Origin of the sequence: Streptomyces sp. NPDC058221 (assembly GCF_042882365.1) — a bacterium.
GTDB lineage: Bacteria > Actinomycetota > Actinomycetes > Streptomycetales > Streptomycetaceae > Streptomyces.
Genome location: NZ_JBHVWF010000078.1, coordinates 1 through 17,000 on the forward strand (window position 1 = coordinate 1; position 17,000 = coordinate 17,000).

At 70.4% G+C, this 17,000-nt stretch carries 14 protein-coding genes and 1 tRNA gene; 8 read left to right on the top strand and 7 right to left on the bottom strand.

The window, feature by feature from the left end; all coding sequences use genetic code 11:
* Positions 1 to 129: 129 nt before the first annotated feature.
* Genes ACFVW8_RS23450 through ACFVW8_RS23470 form a run of 5 tightly spaced genes read right to left on the bottom strand, consistent with a single transcriptional unit; the run spans position 130 to position 5,265 of the window.
* Positions 130 to 444: an L-rhamnose mutarotase gene (locus ACFVW8_RS23450; RefSeq protein WP_389693029.1), complete on the bottom strand. Its 315-nt coding sequence runs from the start codon at positions 442 to 444 to the stop codon at positions 130 to 132.
* A 55-nt stretch (positions 445 to 499) separates the two neighbouring features.
* Positions 500 to 1,585 carry a rhamnose ABC transporter substrate-binding protein gene (gene rhaS / locus ACFVW8_RS23455; protein ID WP_389693031.1) on the bottom strand — a complete coding sequence of 362 codons (1,086 nt, stop codon included), beginning with the start codon at positions 1,583 to 1,585 and terminating at the stop codon, positions 500 to 502.
* 50 nt (positions 1,586 to 1,635) lie between these two features.
* Positions 1,636 to 2,688 carry an ABC transporter permease gene (locus ACFVW8_RS23460; RefSeq protein ID WP_389693033.1) on the bottom strand — a complete coding sequence of 351 codons (1,053 nt, stop codon included), beginning with the start codon at positions 2,686 to 2,688 and terminating at the stop codon, positions 1,636 to 1,638.
* Entirely contained in the window at positions 2,672 to 3,727 is a 1,056-nt protein-coding gene (locus ACFVW8_RS23465; protein ID WP_389693035.1) for an ABC transporter permease, read from the bottom strand. The genes ACFVW8_RS23460 and ACFVW8_RS23465 overlap by 17 nt, the downstream gene beginning before the upstream one ends.
* Positions 3,724 to 5,265, bottom strand: coding sequence for a sugar ABC transporter ATP-binding protein (locus tag ACFVW8_RS23470; RefSeq protein WP_389693037.1), 1,542 nt, complete (start codon positions 5,263 to 5,265; stop codon positions 3,724 to 3,726). Before ACFVW8_RS23470 ends, ACFVW8_RS23465 begins: the two co-directional genes overlap by 4 nt.
* Positions 5,266 to 5,655: 390 nt before the next feature.
* Here ACFVW8_RS23470 and ACFVW8_RS23475 point away from each other — a divergent pair, with 390 nt between their 5' ends.
* Complete coding sequence (locus ACFVW8_RS23475) at positions 5,656 to 6,189, top strand: GNAT family N-acetyltransferase (protein WP_389693039.1); 534 nt, start codon at positions 5,656 to 5,658, stop codon at positions 6,187 to 6,189.
* A 403-nt stretch (positions 6,190 to 6,592) separates the two neighbouring features.
* Here the strand turns inward: ACFVW8_RS23475 and ACFVW8_RS23480 are convergent.
* Positions 6,593 to 6,665 (bottom strand) — tRNA-Arg (locus tag ACFVW8_RS23480).
* Between the two features lie 316 nt (positions 6,666 to 6,981).
* Between ACFVW8_RS23480 and ACFVW8_RS23485 the strand changes: the two genes are divergently transcribed.
* The 7 genes from ACFVW8_RS23485 (at position 6,982) to ACFVW8_RS23515 (ending at position 15,903) form a co-directional block, all read left to right on the top strand.
* Positions 6,982 to 8,634: a dynamin family protein gene (locus ACFVW8_RS23485; protein ID WP_389693077.1), complete on the top strand. Its 1,653-nt coding sequence runs from the start codon at positions 6,982 to 6,984 to the stop codon at positions 8,632 to 8,634.
* A complete protein-coding gene (locus tag ACFVW8_RS23490) occupies positions 8,631 to 10,553 on the top strand; it encodes a GTPase (RefSeq protein ID WP_389693041.1) in 1,923 nt (640 codons plus the stop codon). Before ACFVW8_RS23485 ends, ACFVW8_RS23490 begins: the two co-directional genes overlap by 4 nt.
* Positions 10,554 to 10,656: 103 nt before the next feature.
* Positions 10,657 to 11,244: a single-stranded DNA-binding protein gene (locus ACFVW8_RS23495; protein ID WP_389693043.1), complete on the top strand. Its 588-nt coding sequence runs from the start codon at positions 10,657 to 10,659 to the stop codon at positions 11,242 to 11,244.
* 201 nt (positions 11,245 to 11,445) lie between these two features.
* Positions 11,446 to 12,894 carry an LAETG motif-containing sortase-dependent surface protein gene (locus ACFVW8_RS23500; RefSeq protein WP_389693045.1) on the top strand — a complete coding sequence of 483 codons (1,449 nt, stop codon included), beginning with the start codon at positions 11,446 to 11,448 and terminating at the stop codon, positions 12,892 to 12,894.
* Between the two features lie 206 nt (positions 12,895 to 13,100).
* Positions 13,101 to 14,765 (top strand): energy-dependent translational throttle protein EttA, encoded by a 1,665-nt coding sequence (gene ettA, locus ACFVW8_RS23505; protein WP_389693047.1) that lies wholly within the window; start codon positions 13,101 to 13,103, stop codon positions 14,763 to 14,765.
* A gap of 5 nt (positions 14,766 to 14,770) precedes the next feature.
* On the top strand, positions 14,771 to 15,193 hold the full coding sequence (locus ACFVW8_RS23510; protein ID WP_389693049.1) for an acyl-CoA thioesterase: 423 nt from the start codon (positions 14,771 to 14,773) through the stop codon (positions 15,191 to 15,193).
* Positions 15,190 to 15,903, top strand: a complete 714-nt coding sequence (locus ACFVW8_RS23515; protein ID WP_389693051.1) for a hypothetical protein — start codon at positions 15,190 to 15,192, stop codon at positions 15,901 to 15,903. The genes ACFVW8_RS23510 and ACFVW8_RS23515 overlap by 4 nt, the downstream gene beginning before the upstream one ends.
* Before the next feature lie 19 nt (positions 15,904 to 15,922).
* Here ACFVW8_RS23515 and ACFVW8_RS23520 read toward each other — a convergent pair whose 3' ends face one another.
* A complete protein-coding gene (locus ACFVW8_RS23520; protein WP_389693053.1) occupies positions 15,923 to 16,972 on the bottom strand; it encodes a DUF2804 domain-containing protein in 1,050 nt (349 codons plus the stop codon).
* Positions 16,973 to 17,000: the final 28 nt, after the last annotated feature.

Below are 17,000 nucleotides of genomic sequence, written 5' to 3' on the forward strand. Positions count from 1 at the left end.
GCGCCCACCTATATCACCACTCCTATTTTGTTGGCCTGCTTCTTTTGTTTTATCCACACACCTCTTTGGGGGGTCCGGCGGGGCGCCGGCCCGGCCCCCCCTGAGGGAATCCGGGCCGGCCGCCGTGCCTCACGCCAGGTGGAACACCTCGGTGAGCGGCACCATCGCGTCGTCCGCCGCCTCGGGCTGCTCGAAGAAGGCAGCCATGTCCCGCTGCCACCTCTCGTTCACCCCGGTGGCGGCCATCGCCTCGCGTGCCGCGTCGAAGTCCTCCGTCTCCAGATAGCCGACGAGCAGCCCGTCCTCGCGCAGGAAGAGCGAGTAGTTGTGCCAGCCCGCCGCGGAGAGCGCGTCGAGCATCTCGGGCCAGACCGCGGCATGCCGCTCGCGGTACTCGTCGATCCGGTCCTTGCGTACGTTCAGCAGGAAGCAGACACGCTGCATGAGAACGCCTCCTGATCTCTCTGTGCGTCTCTGTGTGCCTCTGTGCAGCGGCGGCTCAGAAGTCGAACTTGTCGATGTTCTTCTTGTCGAAGACGGTCGGCTTGCCGAGGATGACCTCGCCGTCCTTGCCGATCGTGTACTCGCCGAGCTTGCCCGCCTTGAACTTCTCGCCCTGTGCGCCGGTGATCTGACCGGACGCCAGCGCAGCGGCCGCGTACGAACCGAGGTAGCCGAGCTCCTCCGGGTTCCACAGCGAGAACTGCTCGACCGTGTCGTCCTTGATGTACTTGCGCATCTGGTTCGGCGTGCCCAGACCGTTCAGCACGACCTTGCCCTTGTACGAGGAGTCGCTCAGGTAGCGGGCGGCGGCCGCGATGCCGACCGTGGTGGGCGAGATGATGCCCTTCAGGTCCGGGTAGGCCTGCATCAGACCCTGGGTCTGCTGGAACGACTTCTGGTCCGCGTCGTCCCCGTACGCCACCTTCACCAGCTTCATGCCCTTGTACTTGGGCAGCTTCAGCTCGTCCTTCATGAAGTCGATCCAGGTGTTCTGGTTCGTCGCGTTCTGGGTGGCCGAGAGGATCGCGATCTTGCCCTTGTAGCCGATCTGCTCACCGAGGTGCTGCACCAGGCTGCGGCCGATCTCCTCGGAGCTCGCCTGGTTGATGAAGAGCTGGCGGCACTCCTTCGCGGTGTCGGAGTCGTACGCCACGACCTTGATGTTCTTCTTCATGGCCTGCTTCAGCGGGCCGCACACCGCGTTCGGGTCGTTGGCCGCGACCAGGATCGCGTCCTGGCGCTGCTGGATCAGCGTGTTGATGTAGCTGACCTGCGAGGAGGCACTGGCGTCGGACGGGCCGACCTCCTTGCCCGTGCCGCCGTACTCCTTGGCCGCATCGATCCCCGCGTCGTCGACGATCTTCTCGTACGGGTTGTTGATCTGCTTGGGCAGGAAGGCGAGCTTCAGCCCCTTCTTGAGCGCCGCACCCGGATCGGCCTTCGCCGTGGCCCCGGACTTCGTGGACTCCTTGTCGGAACTGTCCTTCGTGGTGCCGGAACAGGCGCTGAGGGCGAGGGCGAGCGAGAGCGCGGTGGCGGCGGTGGTGACGGCGCGGCGCCCTGCGGCATTGCGGAGCATCATGGCGGCGGTGTGCCTTTCGAGGAGTACGTACGAGGACGAAGAAGGAGGGATCAGGGGCGGGCACCGGCGGCGCGCCGGTGGCGTCGTTCGACCACGGCCGCGATGACGCGTGGGGTGAGGACGGAGGCCACGAGCAGCAGACCGGTCACGATGACCTGCACCTCGTTGGCGATGTCGTTGAGCGTCAGCAGGTTCTTCAGGACACCGATGAGCAGCACCCCGGCGACCGCGCCGAAGAGCGTGCCCTTCCCGCCGTCGAAGTCGATGCCGCCGAGCAGCACGGAGGCGATGACGAGCATTTCGAAGCCGAGCCCGTTGTCCGCGCGGGCGCTTCCGTAGCGGAGGGTGAAGACGATCCCCGCGAAGGCGGAGAACAGCCCGGTGACGACGAACAGCAGCAGCTTGATCCGCTTGACCCGGATGCCCGCGAAGTAGGCGGCCTCCTCCTGCGCGCCGATCGCGAACAGGGAACGCCCCAGGCCGGTCGCGTGCAGCACGATCGCGGTGATGACCGCGAGCACGATGAACAGGACGACGGGGTAGGTGAGGAAGGTGCCGGGCACCGTGGTCGTGTCGACCGCCCAGTCCGAGTACGTCTGCGGGAAGTCGGTCACCGCGTCGCTGCCGAGTGCCACCGAGGCCAGGCCCCGGTAGAGCGCCAGCGTGCCGATCGTGACGGCCAGCGACGGCAGTCCGACCTTGGTGACCAGCCAGCCGTTGAGCAGCCCTCCGGCGATGCCCACCAGCAGCACCACCGGCACGATCGTCTCGAACGCCCATCCCGCGTCCCACAGCGCACCGGTCAGCGCGCTGCCCAGGCCGAGCATGGAGGCGACCGAGAGGTCGACCTGCCCGGCGACCACCAGCAGCGTCATCGGCAGCGCGATGAGGGCGACTTCGGCGATGTCGTTGAAGGCGAACGCGAGGTTCTCACCGGAGCCGAAGCCGTCGGTGGTGCCGAGTCCGACCACGACGACCGCCACCAGAAGCGCCCCGACCGCGGTGTCCCAGCGCAGTGCCAGGCCGCGCAGGGAACCCTTCGTCCTGGCTGACCCCCGCGGGGCGGTGGGCACTGCCTTCTCGGTCTCAGGCGCCATTGCCATGCCGGGCGCTCCTCTTCCTCAGTGCGGCGGTCATCCGCAGGTTCACGATTCGGTCGATGCTGATGGCCAGGAGCAGCAGCGCGCCGGTGATGGCGCCCTGCCAGAACGAGTCGACCTTCAGGACCACCAGCACGCTGCCGATGGTGGTGAGCAGCAGGGCGCCCAGTGCCGCGCCCCAGACCGTGCCCGTGCCGCCGGTGATGGCGACGCCGCCGACGACGACGGCGCTCACGACGGTCAGCTCCCAGCCGTGCGCGTTGTCCGCGACGACCGTGCCGAACCTGGCGAGCCACAGGGTGCCCGCGAAGCCGGCGACGGCTCCGGAGAAGGCGTACGCGGCCAGGATCCGGCGCCGTATCGGCACCCCGGCGAGCACCGCGGCCTCCGGGCTCGACCCGATCGCGTACAGCTCGCGCCCCGAGCGGTAGCTGCGCAGGAAGTACGCGGTCGCGGCGAGCAGCACCACGGTGATCAGCGGCAGGTACGGCACCCCCAGGAGGCTTCCGCTGCCGAGCCCCAGAATCTGGTCGGGGACCTCGGCCGCGCCGATCTGGTCGCCCTGGGCCCACCAGTAGTCGACGCCCTGGATGATGTAGAGCATGCCGAGCGTCACGACGAGCGCCGGCACCTTGCCGAAGCTGACGAGCGCGCCGGAGACCAGCCCGCACACCACCCCGATGGCGATGCCCAGCAGCATGACGGTGACCACGCCGTGATCGGTCCCGGCGACGAACTTGCCGCAGGCGAAGGCCGAGAGACCGACGACGGAGCCGACCGACAGATCGATGTTGCGGGTGATGACGACGGCGGACTGGCCGACCGCGAGCAGCACCAGGATCGAGGAGTTGAGCAGCAGGTCCTTGATGCCCTGGTCGGACAGGAAGCGCGGATTGGCCAGATAGGTGCCGAGGATCAGCAGGATCAGCGCGCCGGCGATGGAGATCTCGCGGGCCCGGAAGACGGTGTCCACGAGCGAGGCCGCGCTGCGGGCCGGCGCCTTCGGGTCGCTGTCCGGCGGGCTTACGACGGTGGTGGTCATGCCGCTGTCCTTTCGCCGAGTCCGGTCGCCGCCGCCATGACGGTCTCCTCGGTGGCATCCGCGCGCGGGAGTTCGGCGACGAGCCGGCCCTCGTGCATGACGAGCACCCGGTCGGCCATGCCGATCACCTCGGGCAGATCGGAGGAGATCATCAGCACCGCGAGCCCTTCGGCAGCCAGTGCGGAGAGCAGTCGGTGGACCTCGGCCTTGGTGCCGACGTCGATGCCGCGGGTGGGCTCGTCGACGATGAGTACGGAGGGTTCGGTCGCCAGCCACTTGGCCAGCACGACCTTCTGCTGGTTGCCGCCGGAGAGCACTCCGACGGTGTCGGCCAGCCGGTTGTACTTGAGCTGGAGGCGCAGGGCCCAGTCGGCGGCCCGGTCGTGCTCCAGGGCCCGGCTGACCAGCCCGCTGCGCCGGACCTCGTCGAGTCCGGTGAGGCCGATGTTGCGCTCGATGGACATCTCCATGACGAGCCCGCGCTGCCGGCGGTCCTCGGGCACGAGGGCGAGTCCGGCGGCCATCGCGGCGGTGGGCGAACCGGCGCGCAGCGCGGTGCCGTTCACCCGCACCTCGCCGGCGTCGGCGCGGTCGACACCGAAGACGGCCTGGGCCACCTCGGTACGGCCGGCCCCGACGAGCCCGGCCAGTGCGACGATCTCGCCCCGGCGCACCTCGAACGACACGTCACGGAAGACGCCTTCCCGGGTCAGCCGCTGTACGGAAAGGGCGACTTCGCCGACGGTGGCGTCCTGCTTCGGGTAGAGGTCGTCGAGGTCGCGGCCGACCATGAGGCGCACGAGGCCGTCCTCGGTGAGCCCTTCCAGCGGCTCGGAGGAGATCCACCTGCCGTCGCGGAGGGTGGTGACGCGCTGACACAGCTCGAAGATCTCGTCGAGCCGGTGCGAGATGAACAGCACGGCCGCACCCTCGGCGCGCAGCGTCCGTACGACGGAGAACAGCCGGGCCGTCTCGCTGCCGGTGAGGGCCGCGGTCGGCTCGTCCATGATCAGGACACGGGCCTCGAAGGAGAGCGCCTTGGCGATCTCGACGATCTGCTGGTCGGCGATGGAGAGCCCGCGGGCCGGCCGGTCGGGGTCCAGGTCGACACCGAGCCGGCGCATCAGCCCCTCGGTCGTGTCGTGCACGGCCCTGCGGTCGATCCGCCCGAAGGAACGCCGGGGCTGACGGCCCATGAAGATGTTCTCGGCGATGGACAGATCGGGGAAGAGCGTCGGTTCCTGGTAGATGACGGCGATACCGGCATCGCGGGCGGCGGCGGGGCCGTTGAAGACGACGGGCTCACCGTCGAGCAGTACGACACCGTTGTCAGGGCGGTGCACGCCGGCGAGCGCCTTGATGAGGGTGGACTTTCCCGCGCCGTTCTCCCCGGCGAGCGCATGTGCCTCACCAGGGAAGAGTTCGAGTGACACGTCCTGCAGGGCCCGTACGGCGCCGAAGGACTTGCTCACACCCTTCAGCGCCAGAACCGGCGCCGGCTCCGGGGCCGCGTCCGGGCCCTTGGCGGACTTGTTCATGAGGGGCTCCTGAGCGGTGGACTGAGCCGGCGGAAGGCCGCAGGGGCCCACACGTCGTGAAAGGTTTCAATCGGGCTCCTCGGAAGCTAGACGGGGTTTGCGGGCCTAGTCAATGGGTGGGCAGCGGGAATTTCCTGAGGTTGAAGGGAGGGGCGAGGGGAAAAATGACGAGGAGGGGCTGCGGGGGTCCTGGCCCTGAGCGGCACCTCGATGGGGCGACTGGCTCCCGCTGTGCTGAATCGATTCATGTATGTGCCTGACGCATCCGGCACCAGTCGCCGCGGATATCACCGGGCGCTGTACGGGGCTCCGTTGGTAGCGTCCCCACGACCAGCGGCGTCACGGCGGAGGGAGCGAGCCATTACACCCCACAGGTTCCCCGAGGCGGTCGTGCACACCGCGCATCTGACGCTCCGGCCGTTCACGTCCGAGGACATCGAGGACACCAGGGCTGCCTGCTCGGACGAACTGACCCAGCGATGGCTTCCCCTCCCGCGTCCGTACACCGCCGACGACGCCAGGGCCTGGTGCGCCGATGTGGCTCCTGCGCTGCGTGAGTCGGGCGACGGTATCCACTTCGCGATCACCGCCCGTTCCGGGGGCAGACTGCTGGGGACCGTCGGCCTGAAGAAGACCGACTGGCGGGCGCTGGTCAGCGAGGTCGGCTACTGGGTGGCGCCCTGGGCCCGGGGTCGCGGAGTCGCCTCGCAAGCCACCTCGGCCCTCGCCCGATGGCTCCTGGACGATCAGGGTTTCCAGCGGATGGAGCTCAGGGCGGCGGTGGAGAACCTCGCATCGCAGCGTGTGGCGGCCAAGGCGGGGATGCACTACGAGGGCACGATGCGCAATGCCGGCTTCGTGCACGGCGGCCGGATCGATCTCCGTCTCTACTCGGCGGTCAGGTCAATCGATTCAACGCGCTGAACTGCGCCGAACCGCGCCGGGCGGGTGTCCAGGCCACGGCGGCCTCCGTGTGTGGCGGAAGTCCGGCGAGCCCATTGGCAAGATCACTCACCATTCATCACCCCTTTTGGTCGGGTGTGTGAGCTGATGTCATTGCTTGCCCGTCTCATTTCCGGGCGCCGAATCCAAGCCATCCTGGCCGTGCTCCACGGTGTGGCGCGGTGCATGTCCGGGTCCGGTTCGGGCGGATTCCAGGGACGGGCGCCTGTCGCAACCGGCGCGAAAACGGTCCCGGGCGGGCCGTCACCCTCCCCATCAGGGCGTCCGTGCAGCCTTACGCCGTCACTACGCGGCGCCCGCTAGCGTCCCTCCGACCAGCAAAAAGGCCCTCCCGAGGGAGGGCCCGACATGGGCTGGGCTGAAGCGCCCCCGGCAGGACTCGAACCTGCGGCCAAGCGCTTAGAAGGCGCCTGCTCTATCCACTGAGCTACGGGGGCCGGGTGGTGGCCGCGGCGGCCTGGAGCCCTGGGACCCGGGCGGTCCGTGACCTGCCGGGACAAGGATAGGGCTCCGATCGCCTCGACCCGGTTGCTTCACCTGCGTGGCACGATGTGGAGGTTCGGTGAAGCGAAACGATAATCGCAGGTAGGTGCGATTCATGCATCGCTTTTGGCGCCTCACGCCCCGGGTGTTGTGCACTCGTTATGCCTGCGCCCCACTCGTCCCGTCTGTCCTGAGGAGGAACCGCCGCGCAGAGGGGTCTATACGCTTCAAAAAGGCGCCAAAATTGGGCATTCTTCGCATGTGGTGACCTTGGACGTACGGCCTCAGCTCATCGACGCACTTTCCGCCCTGCGCGACCGTGTCGCTGCCGTGCGTCTTCCACTCCCGCTGCCGGGCGCCCCACGCGCCAGGCAGACCAGGATCGAGCTGCTCGCGCAGCTCGACGACTACTTGCTGCCCCGGCTCAAGGATCCGGAGGCGCCCCTGCTCGCCGTCATCGGCGGGTCCACGGGCGCGGGCAAATCGACGCTCGTCAACTCCCTGGTGGGCCGCCGGGTCAGTGAGGCCGGGGTGCTGCGGCCGACGACCCGGACCCCGGTGCTCGTCTGCCATCCGGATGATCATCACTGGTTCGCGGACATCCGGGTGCTCCCGCAGCTGACCCGGGTCTGGCTGCCGCCGGAGGAGTCCGCCAACCCCGGCCAGTGCGACAACCTCGACGGAGCGGACGGGAACGCGGCCGAGGAAGGGACCGCGCTGCGCGTCGAGACCGCCGCCGGGCTGCCGCGCGGACTCGCCCTGCTCGACGCCCCCGACATCGACTCCCTCGTCGTGCGCAACCGCGTACTGGCCGCCGAACTCGTCTGCGCGGCGGACGTCTGGGTGATGGTGACCACCGCCGCCCGGTACGCCGACGCCGTGCCGTGGCATCTGCTGCGTACCGCCAAGGAGTACGACGCCTCGCTCGTCACCGTCCTGGACCGGGTGCCGCACCAGGTGATCGCCGAGGTCTCGCGGCAGTACGGGGCGCTGCTCACCAAGGCCGGTCTCGGCGAGGTGCCGCGCTTCACCATCCCCGAGCTGCCCGAATCGGCGGGCGGCGGCAGCGGACTGCTCCCCACCACGGCGGTCGCCCCGCTGCGTGCCTGGCTCGCCCACCGCGCACAGGATCCGGCGGCCCGTCAGCAGGCGGTCGGGCGTACGGCGGCCGGGGTCATCGACTCGCTCGACGTCCGGATGCCCGCGCTGGCCGGGGCCGTCGCGGCACAGTACGCGGCTGCCGTACGGCTGACCGGTGTGGTCGAGGACGCGTACCGCAAGGAGGGCGCACGCGTCCGGCGGCGGATCCAGAACGGCGGCGCGCTGGCCGGCGACGCCCGGACCCGGTGGCGCGGATACCCGCTGTACAGCACCTCCGAAGAGGTACTCGAAGCCCTGGTGGAGAGCCTCGCCGCACTCCTGGAGTGCGCGGTCGCGGCCGCCGACGAGCAGATCCGGGCGACCTGGCAACGGGAGCCCGCGGCCGGCGTGTTCGGCTTCGAGACGGTGGGACGGGAGGAAGGCGGCTGGGGGCCCGCGGAGGACATCCGGGGCCGGATCGCCATGACCGTACGCCGGTGGCGCAGGGTCCTGGAGGAGCTGGCCGAGGAGGAGGTGCGCCTCATGGAGCGCAACGCCGCGCCCGACCCGGAGACCGTCGCCGCGCTGCTGGCCGCCGCCCTGCTCGGCGGGCGCCGGGCACGTACCGCCGGGGAACAGCTTGCCGAACGCATCGGCGCCCAGGGTGCGCTGCGCCTCCGCGACAAGGGCGGGGCCCTGCTCACCAGCTATCTCGACCAGGTGCTCGACGGCGAACGCGACCGGCGCCTCGCGCCGCTGGACGCCCTCGACGTGGCGCCCGAGCCACAGGCCGAACTGATTGCCGCGCTGTCCGTACTGCAGAAGGAGAGGTGGCAGCGATGACTGCCGTCACTGACGAAGGTCCGGGACAGAGCAGCGGACCGGAACGGGATCCGGAGCAGAGCCCGGAAGAGGGTTCCGCCCCCCGCGAAGGGCTGCATGAGGACCGGGACAGGCCGGGCAGGGGCTGGGACGACGGGCTCATCGCCCGCCGCGCCGACGCCACCGCCGGGGCCGCACCCGAGGCAGCACCCCAAGCCGTTCCGGAGGAAGACGTACGCCCGCAGGTCGAGGCGTACGTCCCCTCCGGCAGCCCGCTCAGCCCCCGGCTGGACGCACTGCGCGAGCTCGTCGGACTCTCCAGGGCCCGCCTCGACCGGACCGACCTCGCCGAGGCGGGCCGGGTGCTCGACGAGGCCGCCGCACGCCAGCGGCTCTCCTCCCGGCACACCGTCGTCGCCATCGCCGGAGCGAGCGGCAGCGGCAAATCGACGCTCTTCAACTCCCTCGCGGGCGCTCAGATCTCCGAATCCGGTCTGCGCAGGCCGACCACGGCAGCGCCGATCGCCTGCTCGTGGACGGACGGCGCCGCCGGGCTGCTGGACCGGCTGGCCATCCCGGGTCGGCTCAGGCGCAGGCCGCAGCCGAGCGGTGCGGGCGCCGACGAGGCGCTCCAGGGGCTCGTCCTGGTCGATCTGCCCGACCACGACTCGGCGGCCGCCGGGCACCGCGACCAGGTCGACCGGGTCCTGGCGCTGGTCGACGCGGTGGTCTGGGTCGTGGACCCGGAGAAATACGCGGACGCCGCCCTGCACGAGCGCTATCTGCGCCCGCTCGCCGGACACGCCGAAGTCACCTTCGTGGTTCTCAACCAGATCGACCGGCTGCCCGGGGAGGCCGCCGACCAGGTCCTTGACGACCTGCGCCGGCTGCTCGACGAGGACGGCATGGCCCTCGGCGAACACGGTGAACCGGGCGCCACCGTCCTCTCGCTGTCCGCGCTCACCGGCGACGGGGTGGGTGAACTGCGGGAACTCCTCGGCCGGTTCGTCCAGGAGCGTACGGCCGCGACGCGCCGACTCTCCGCCGATGTGGACGCCGCCGCCGCCAGGCTCCGTCCGGTGTACGTCGCCGAGGGGCGGCCCGGACTGGGGGAGCGGTCCCGGGAGGAGTTCGCCGACCGGCTCGCGGAAGCCGTCGGCGCCGCCGCGGCGGGCCAGGCGGCGGAGCGCGAATGGCGCCGCAACGCGGGCCGGGCCTGCGGGACGCCGTGGCTGCGGCTGTGGCGCTGGTACGAGTCCACCCGGCAGCCGCACGGTCTGGACCGGACGGCATTCACCGCACCGCCGGAGGAGCAGCTCACCGCACGCCAGCGGGTCGAACAGGCGGTACGCACCGTCGCGGACGACGCCGTCGAAGGGCTGCCGGGCCCATGGGCGCAGGCGGTGCGCGAGGCCGCGGTGCACGGGGCGCAGGGGCTGCCGGAGGCGCTCGACGAACTGGCCGAGCGGGCCGGTGCGGCGCCGGCGCGGGGCGCGGACGCCGACAGCGGCGAGGCGGCGGACCCGGCGGGTCAGGGCGGACGGACCGGGCCGCACCGGGGGCGCGGGGCCAGGCCGCCGCGGCCCGCCTGGTGGCCCGCGGCCGTGCTGGCGCAGGTCGCGATGACGCTGCTGCAGATCTTCGGCGGCCTGTGGCTGCTCGGCCAGATCGTCGGGGTGATCGAACCGGGGCTGCTGACACCCGCTCTGGTGATGCTGGCCGGGGTCATCGGCGGTCCGCTGGTGGAGTGGTCGTGTGCGGCGGCCGCCCGGGGGCCCGCGCGGCGGTACGGCCAGGAGGCCGAGCGCCGGCTGCGGGAGGCCGCGGCGGCCTGCGGGCGGGCCCGGGTGCTCGATCCGGTGGCGGCGGAACTGGTGCGCTATCGCGAGGTGCGGGAGCGCTATGTGGCGGTGACGGAGTTTTCCACAATGGCCCGTTAGTCCACAGGCCCCAGCAGGAATTCCGCCTCCCCTTCAGCATGGGATCAGTGACCGGACGCAAGGGTGCGGCTCACTGAATCCCGGCCGAAGGGGAGGCGTAGTCATGAACGAGACCTTGGTGACGCTGGTGGGCAATGCGGCCACCGGTGTGGAGTTCCGGGAGACCGCGAGCGGGGGAATGGCGCGCTTCCGGTTCGCGGTGACGCCGCGGCGCTGGGACCGGGAGAAGCAGCTCTGGGCGGACGGGCACACCAGCTTCTACACGGTGTGGGCCTGGCGGACCCTGGCAGCGAATCTGACAGGTTCCGTTTCCGTCGGGGAACCCCTGGTGGTGCACGGCAGGCTGAAGGTGCGTGAGGAGGAACGGGAAGGGCAGCGAAGGACGTTCGTGGACATCGAGGCGGTGGCGGTGGGCCACGATCTGACCCGGGGGACGTCGGCGTTCCGACGGGTGGTCAGGGGCGAGCCGGGGCTGGTGTCCCGCACCGGCGGCCAGGGAGCGGCCGAGCCGGATCGCTGGGCGGTGCGGGAGCGGGCCGAGTCCGGGGCCGGGCCCGATGCCGGGCCGGAACAGCAGGACCGGACCGGCCGGCCGGATCAGCCGGTTCTTCCCGCCGAGCCGGTTCTTCCCACCGCGAGGCGACGGGCAGCCCGCCGGAAGGACGGAGCCGAGCTCGTGTCCGCGTCGTGACACGTCACACCAACCACGCCTGTCCCACGTGTTACCGGGGATAACGATTCTGAGTCGGAATGGTTGTCCGACGGTATGACGGGGGACTGTGCTTCGCTTCGTCCTTAGGATTCCCCAGTACTCACAGGGCACTTGAGTCGGCTGGCGGGACATTCCCCACACGCGCACCAGGCGCGAGGGTCTCGCCCGGAGGGGAATTCTGTGTTTTCTGCTTCTTCAGCGACCGCTTCGTCATCAAGGACGACGGTCAATTCCCGACGGATCCGGGGCATATCCCGCCTGGCGGCCTCGGTGGTGGCGTCCGGTCTGATCGTGACCGGCACCCTCGCCGGTGCGGGCGGCGCGGCCGCCGACGAGGCGCCCCAGCACCAGGGCGGCGCGAGCGCGGTTCTGGACGGGTTGAAGACATTTGACGTCGCGGAGCTCCACACGGACGGCAAGAATCAGAAACTGCCCGCCGGTCTCTTCGAGATGACGGTCGACGGCGGCGGCAAGCTCAAGACGTACTGCATCGACATCCACAACCCCACCCAGGACCAGGCGAAGTACCTGGAGACCCCCTGGGCCCAGACCTCGCTGGGCAGCAACAAGAACGCCGGCCGGATCCGCTGGATCCTGGAGCACTCCTACCCGCAGGTCGACGACCTCTCGGCGCTGGCCGAGGCAGCCGGCACCGGGCCGCTCACCGAGAAGACCGCGGCAGCGGGCACCCAGGTCGCCATCTGGCGCTTCTCGGACAACGCCGATGTCGACGCCTCGGACGGTGCGGCGGAGAAGCTCGCCGACTGGCTGGAGAAGACCGCCACGGACGCGGCCGAGCCCAAGGCGTCGCTCGCCCTGGACCCGGCCGCGGTGTCCGGCCTGTCCGGTGAACGGCTGGGGCCGGTCACCGTCCGCACCAACGCCGGTCAGGTCTCGGTGGCCCCGCCTGCCGACTCCGCCAGCGGCGTCAAGGTCACCGACAAGAAGGGCAAGACCGTCACCACGGCGGCCAACGGCTCCGAGCTCTACTTCGACGTGCCGGCCGGCTCCGCCGACGGTTCCGCCTCGCTCACCGTCCAGGCCACCACCTCGGTGCCCGTCGGCCGGGCCTTCGCCGGCGTGACCAGGAGCCAGACCCAGATCCTGGCCGGCTCCAGCGAGACCACGGTCTCGGCGAGCGCCACCGCCACCTGGGCCAAGAAGGGCGCGATCCCGGCGCTCTCCGCGAAGAAGAACTGCGCCAAGGGCGGCGTCGACGTCACGGCGAGCAACAAGGGCGACGAGGCGTTCACCTTCGAGCTGGCCGGGGCGGAGCACACCGTCGCGGCGGGCAGGTCCGAGACGGTGACCGTGCCGGTCGCCGAGGACCAGGCGTACGACTTCACGATCACCGGTCCTGGCGGGTTCTCGAAGACGTTCAGCGGCGTGCTGGACTGCAGGACCAGCGGCAGCGGCACCGGCGGCCTCGAAACACAGACCGCCGACCAGCCCAGCACGACCACCGCCACGGCGGGCGGCAGCACCACCGGAGCCGAGGGCGACCTCGCCGAGACCGGCAGCTCCAACGCCACCCCGGTCATCGCGGGCGTCGCGATCGCCCTGGTCGTCATCGGCGGCGGCGCGGTCTTCTTCCTCCGCCGGCGCAAGGGCCAGCCCTCCGGTGAGTGACGATCGGTAGGCTCACGGTCACGATGTGCTGATGGCGGCCCCGGTGCGCAGTCGCGTACCGGGGCCGTCGTGTACCCCGGGCCCGGCCGGGGTGTTCCGAGGGCCGGGAAGGCGCGTACCGAGGGCCGGACCGGTTTCCATCCGGGCACGGCCGTCAGGCAAGATGGGGTGTATCTGCCCACTCATCGATTGCCGGACGGTTTCTCTTGGCTGAGTACATCTACACGATGCGCAAGACACGCAAGGCGCACGGCGACAAGGTCATCCTTGACGACGTGACGCTGAGCTTCCTGCCCGGCGCGAAGATCGGTGTGGTGGGTCCCAACGGTGCCGGTAAGTCCACGGTGCTGAAGATCATGGCGGGCCTGGAGCAGCCGTCCAACGGTGACGCCTTCCTGTCGCCCGGGTTCAGCGTCGGCATCCTCATGCAGGAGCCCCACCTCGACGAGTCGAAGACCGTCCTGGAGAACGTGCAGGACGGCGCCGCCGAGATCATGGGCAAGCTCCAGCGCTTCAACGAGGTCGCCGAGCTCATGGCGACCGACTACTCCGACGCGCTCATGGACGAGATGGGCAAGCTCCAGGAGGACCTGGACCACGCCAACGCCTGGGACCTGGACGCCCAGCTGGAGCAGGCCATGGACGCCCTGGGCTGCCCGCCCGGCGACTGGCCCGTCACCACCCTCTCCGGTGGCGAGAAGCGCCGCGTCGCGCTCTGCAAGCTGCTCATCGAGGCCCCGGACCTGCTGCTGCTCGACGAGCCCACCAACCACCTCGACGCCGAGTCGGTGAACTGGCTGGAGCAGCACCTCTCGAAGTACGCGGGCGCCGTGGTGGCCGTCACCCACGACCGGTACTTCCTGAACAACGTCGCCGAGTGGATCCTCGAACTCGACCGCGGCCGCGCCATCCCCTACGAGGGCAACTACTCCACGTACCTGGAGAAGAAGGCCACCCGCCTCAAGGTCGAGGGCCGCAAGGACGAGAAGCGCCAGAAGCGGCTCAAGGAAGAGCTGGAGTGGGTCCGCTCCAACGCCAAGGGCCGGCAGACCAAGTCCAAGGCACGCCTCGCCCGTTACGAGGAGATGGCGGCCGAGGCGGACAAGATGCGGAAGCTGGACTTCGAGGAGATCCAGATCCCGCCGGGCCCGCGGCTCGGTTCCATCGTCGTCGAGGTCGAGAACCTCTCCAAGGCCTTCGGCGACAAGGTCCTCATCGACAACCTGTCCTTCACGCTGCCGCGCAACGGCATCGTCGGCATCATCGGTCCGAACGGCGCGGGCAAGACCACGCTGTTCAAGATGATCCAGGGCCTGGAGACGCCGGACTCCGGCGCCATCAAGGTCGGCGACACGGTCAAGATCTCCTACGTCGACCAGTCCCGCGCCAACATCGACCCGAAGAAGACCCTCTGGGCCGTCGTGTCGGATGAGCTGGACTACATCAACGTCGGCCAGGTCGAGATGCCTTCGCGGGCGTACGTCTCCGCGTTCGGCTTCAAGGGCCCGGACCAGCAGAAGCCGGCCGGTGTGCTCTCCGGTGGTGAGCGCAACCGCCTCAACCTGGCGCTGACGCTCAAGGAGGGCGGCAACCTGCTGCTCCTCGACGAGCCCACCAACGACCTCGACGTCGAGACCCTCTCCTCGCTGGAGAACGCGCTCCTGGAGTTCCCGGGTGCGGCCGTGGTCATCTCCCACGACCGCTGGTTCCTTGACCGGGTCGCCACGCACATCCTGGCGTACGAGGGCGACTCCAAGTGGTACTGGTTCGAGGGCAACTTCGAGTCGTACGAGAAGAACAAGGTCGAGCGCCTCGGTGCGGACGCGGCCCGTCCGCACCGCGCCACGTACAAGAAGCTCACGCGAGGCTGATCGTCTTGGCTCGTCATATCTACAGCTGCCCGCTGCGCTGGTCGGACATGGATGCCTTCGGCCACGTCAACAACGTGGTCTTCCTCCGCTATCTGGAGGAGGCGCGCATCGACTTCATGTTCCGGCTGGCGCCGGGGGACGGCTCGCCGTCGTTCGCGGGCGGGTCCGTCGTGGCCCGGCACGAGATCGACTACGTCCGCCCGCTGGTCCACCGGCACTCGCCGGTGACCGTCGAGTCGTGGGTCACGAAGATCGGTGCCGCGTCGCTGACGATCGCGTACGAGATCAAGGACCCCGAGCAGGTGTACGTACGGGCGTCGACGATCGTCGTGCCGTACGACCTGGCCGCGGAACGTCCTCGGCGGATCTCCGCCGAGGAGAAGCTCTTCCTCCAGAAGTACCTGGCCGAGGAGCCCGCGGCGGCATGACAGTGCCCGTGCAGTCGCTGCGGTTCGCCGACGCGAGGGAGGCCGCGGATCTCGCGGGCTTCCTCCGACGGCTGCTCCACTACGACCGGGCCGCCGCCGTACGGCTCCAGGCCGGCGGCGGGGCACTCGCCGTGTTCGGCCGGCCGGCGTCGTTCGAGGTCCTGGCGATCCGGGCGGTGCGGCTGGCGGGCCCGGACCGCTTCGCGGGCACCGATGACCTCGATGTCACCGTGTCGGCCGGTGAACTGCTCGAATCGCTGGACACCGAGGGGCCGGACGCCGGTGCGGGCGCGCTGCCCTCGCCGGTGACCGGACCGCCGTGGACGGGAGTGCTGCCCCCGCGCGGTGGCTGGCAGGAGTGCCACCCCGGCCTGCCCGACCCCGTCTCCCTGCGTAAGGCGCTGAGCGCCGCCGTGACGGAGTTCCGGGCGCGCGACGAGGCGCTGCCCGAGGACCGGCGTACGCGGGCGGAGCGGGATCTCATCGGCCGCGATATCTGGTCCCGGACCGTCGGCGGCACGGAGCTGCCGCTGCGGGCCGTGCACGCGGCACAGGCACTCGGCTTCCTCCGGTCCGCACCGGACTTCCCCGTCGCACTGCTCGCGTCGGGGGCGTGGCTGCGGCTGCGCACCCCGTTCGGCGCCATCGCGTTGCGGCGGGCCGGGGCGGCGGGCGGACTGGGGATGCTAGGAGTCTCGGTGGGCGGTTAGGGCCTGATCAGGGGGAAGTTCACCAGCGCATGTGGACGTCCTCGGCCCAGCCCAGCAGCCGTTCCACGACGATCTCGGTGCCGTCGTCGGTGCGGATACGCCCGTCGTAGTGGCCGAAGCACTGGTCGGTGCGGTTGGCGATCACTCCGGCCTCGGTGCGTGCCGACCGGTTGTGGAACGGGGTGAACGTCAGATCGACCTGGCCGGACGAAGGCGTACGGATGGTCCAGGGAGCCAGCGGGTCGGTCGTCGACCACCGCCAGTCCAGCTCCTCGCCGATCTTGGTGAGCCGGCCGTCGACACAGAGCCCGTTCTCGGTCGAACCGGTGCCCGCCGTCCAGCGGCCGCCGAACTGGAGACCCACCGTGTGTCCGCCGGTGCGTCCGGAGGCGGCGCCCCAGTTCCAGTCGACCGTGCGCGGCCAGCGGCCCCGGCCGTGGTCCAGAACGGCCCAGGTGTCGTCCCCGTCGAAATCCAGGAACTCCGTGCCGATCCTGACCCGGCCGGACGCGGGGAGCGCGGTGTGCTTGGAGGTGTACTGGAAGCGCTGATCGCTCCACGGCACCACCACGGAGAGCGATTCGTGCCCCGGCGGCCGGGCGACCAGCAGGTCGACCTCCAGCGGCAACCGGTCCGGGGTCAGACAGCGGGCCCTCAGCCGGGTTCCGGCGTTCTCGTCGCGGATCTCGATGCGCACCTTGCCGCCGGACGGCCGTGCGGGCCCGACCACCACGTCCTCGGAGCCGGCGGCGCCGGCCACCGCGTCGGGGAGCTCGACGCCGAAGCCGCCCGGGATGACCGCGGTGCGCTCCGACTCCAGCCCGCCCGGTGCGTACTCCAGCAGATAGACGGTGTTCAGGGCGAGGAAGTCGAGGTCACTGACGGTCAGCGCCACCAGATGGGTGGGCGTCGTCACGCACCAGTACTCCCAGCGCTTCGTCCGGCCCCAGCCGCGCAGATTGGCCCGGTGCAGCGGCACCCGGGACCAGCCGACCGCGGCCGGGTCGAGACTGCCGTCGGGCAGACAGAGATCGACGGGTTCGGTGATCTCGTGCTCGTGCGTCGCCATGCGCGGATCCTATAGCGGGGCGCGGGAG

Bases quoted from the DNA above. Each gene is read 5' to 3' on its own strand.
- ACFVW8_RS23450 (WP_389693029.1), bottom strand. From the start codon at position 444: ATGCAGCGTGTCTGCTTCCTGCTGAACGTACGCAAGGACCGGATCGAC.
- rhaS (WP_389693031.1), bottom strand. From the start codon at position 1,585: ATGATGCTCCGCAATGCCGCAGGGCGCCGCGCCGTCACCACCGCCGCC.
- ACFVW8_RS23460 (WP_389693033.1), bottom strand. From the start codon at position 2,688: ATGGCAATGGCGCCTGAGACCGAGAAGGCAGTGCCCACCGCCCCGCGG.
- ACFVW8_RS23465 (WP_389693035.1), bottom strand. From the start codon at position 3,727: ATGACCACCACCGTCGTAAGCCCGCCGGACAGCGACCCGAAGGCGCCG.
- ACFVW8_RS23470 (WP_389693037.1), bottom strand. From the start codon at position 5,265: ATGAACAAGTCCGCCAAGGGCCCGGACGCGGCCCCGGAGCCGGCGCCG.
- ACFVW8_RS23490 (WP_389693041.1), top strand. From the start codon at position 8,631: ATGACTGCCGTCACTGACGAAGGTCCGGGACAGAGCAGCGGACCGGAA.
- ACFVW8_RS23495 (WP_389693043.1), top strand. From the start codon at position 10,657: ATGAACGAGACCTTGGTGACGCTGGTGGGCAATGCGGCCACCGGTGTG.
- ACFVW8_RS23515 (WP_389693051.1), top strand. From the start codon at position 15,190: ATGACAGTGCCCGTGCAGTCGCTGCGGTTCGCCGACGCGAGGGAGGCC.
- ACFVW8_RS23520 (WP_389693053.1), bottom strand. From the start codon at position 16,972: ATGGCGACGCACGAGCACGAGATCACCGAACCCGTCGATCTCTGTCTG.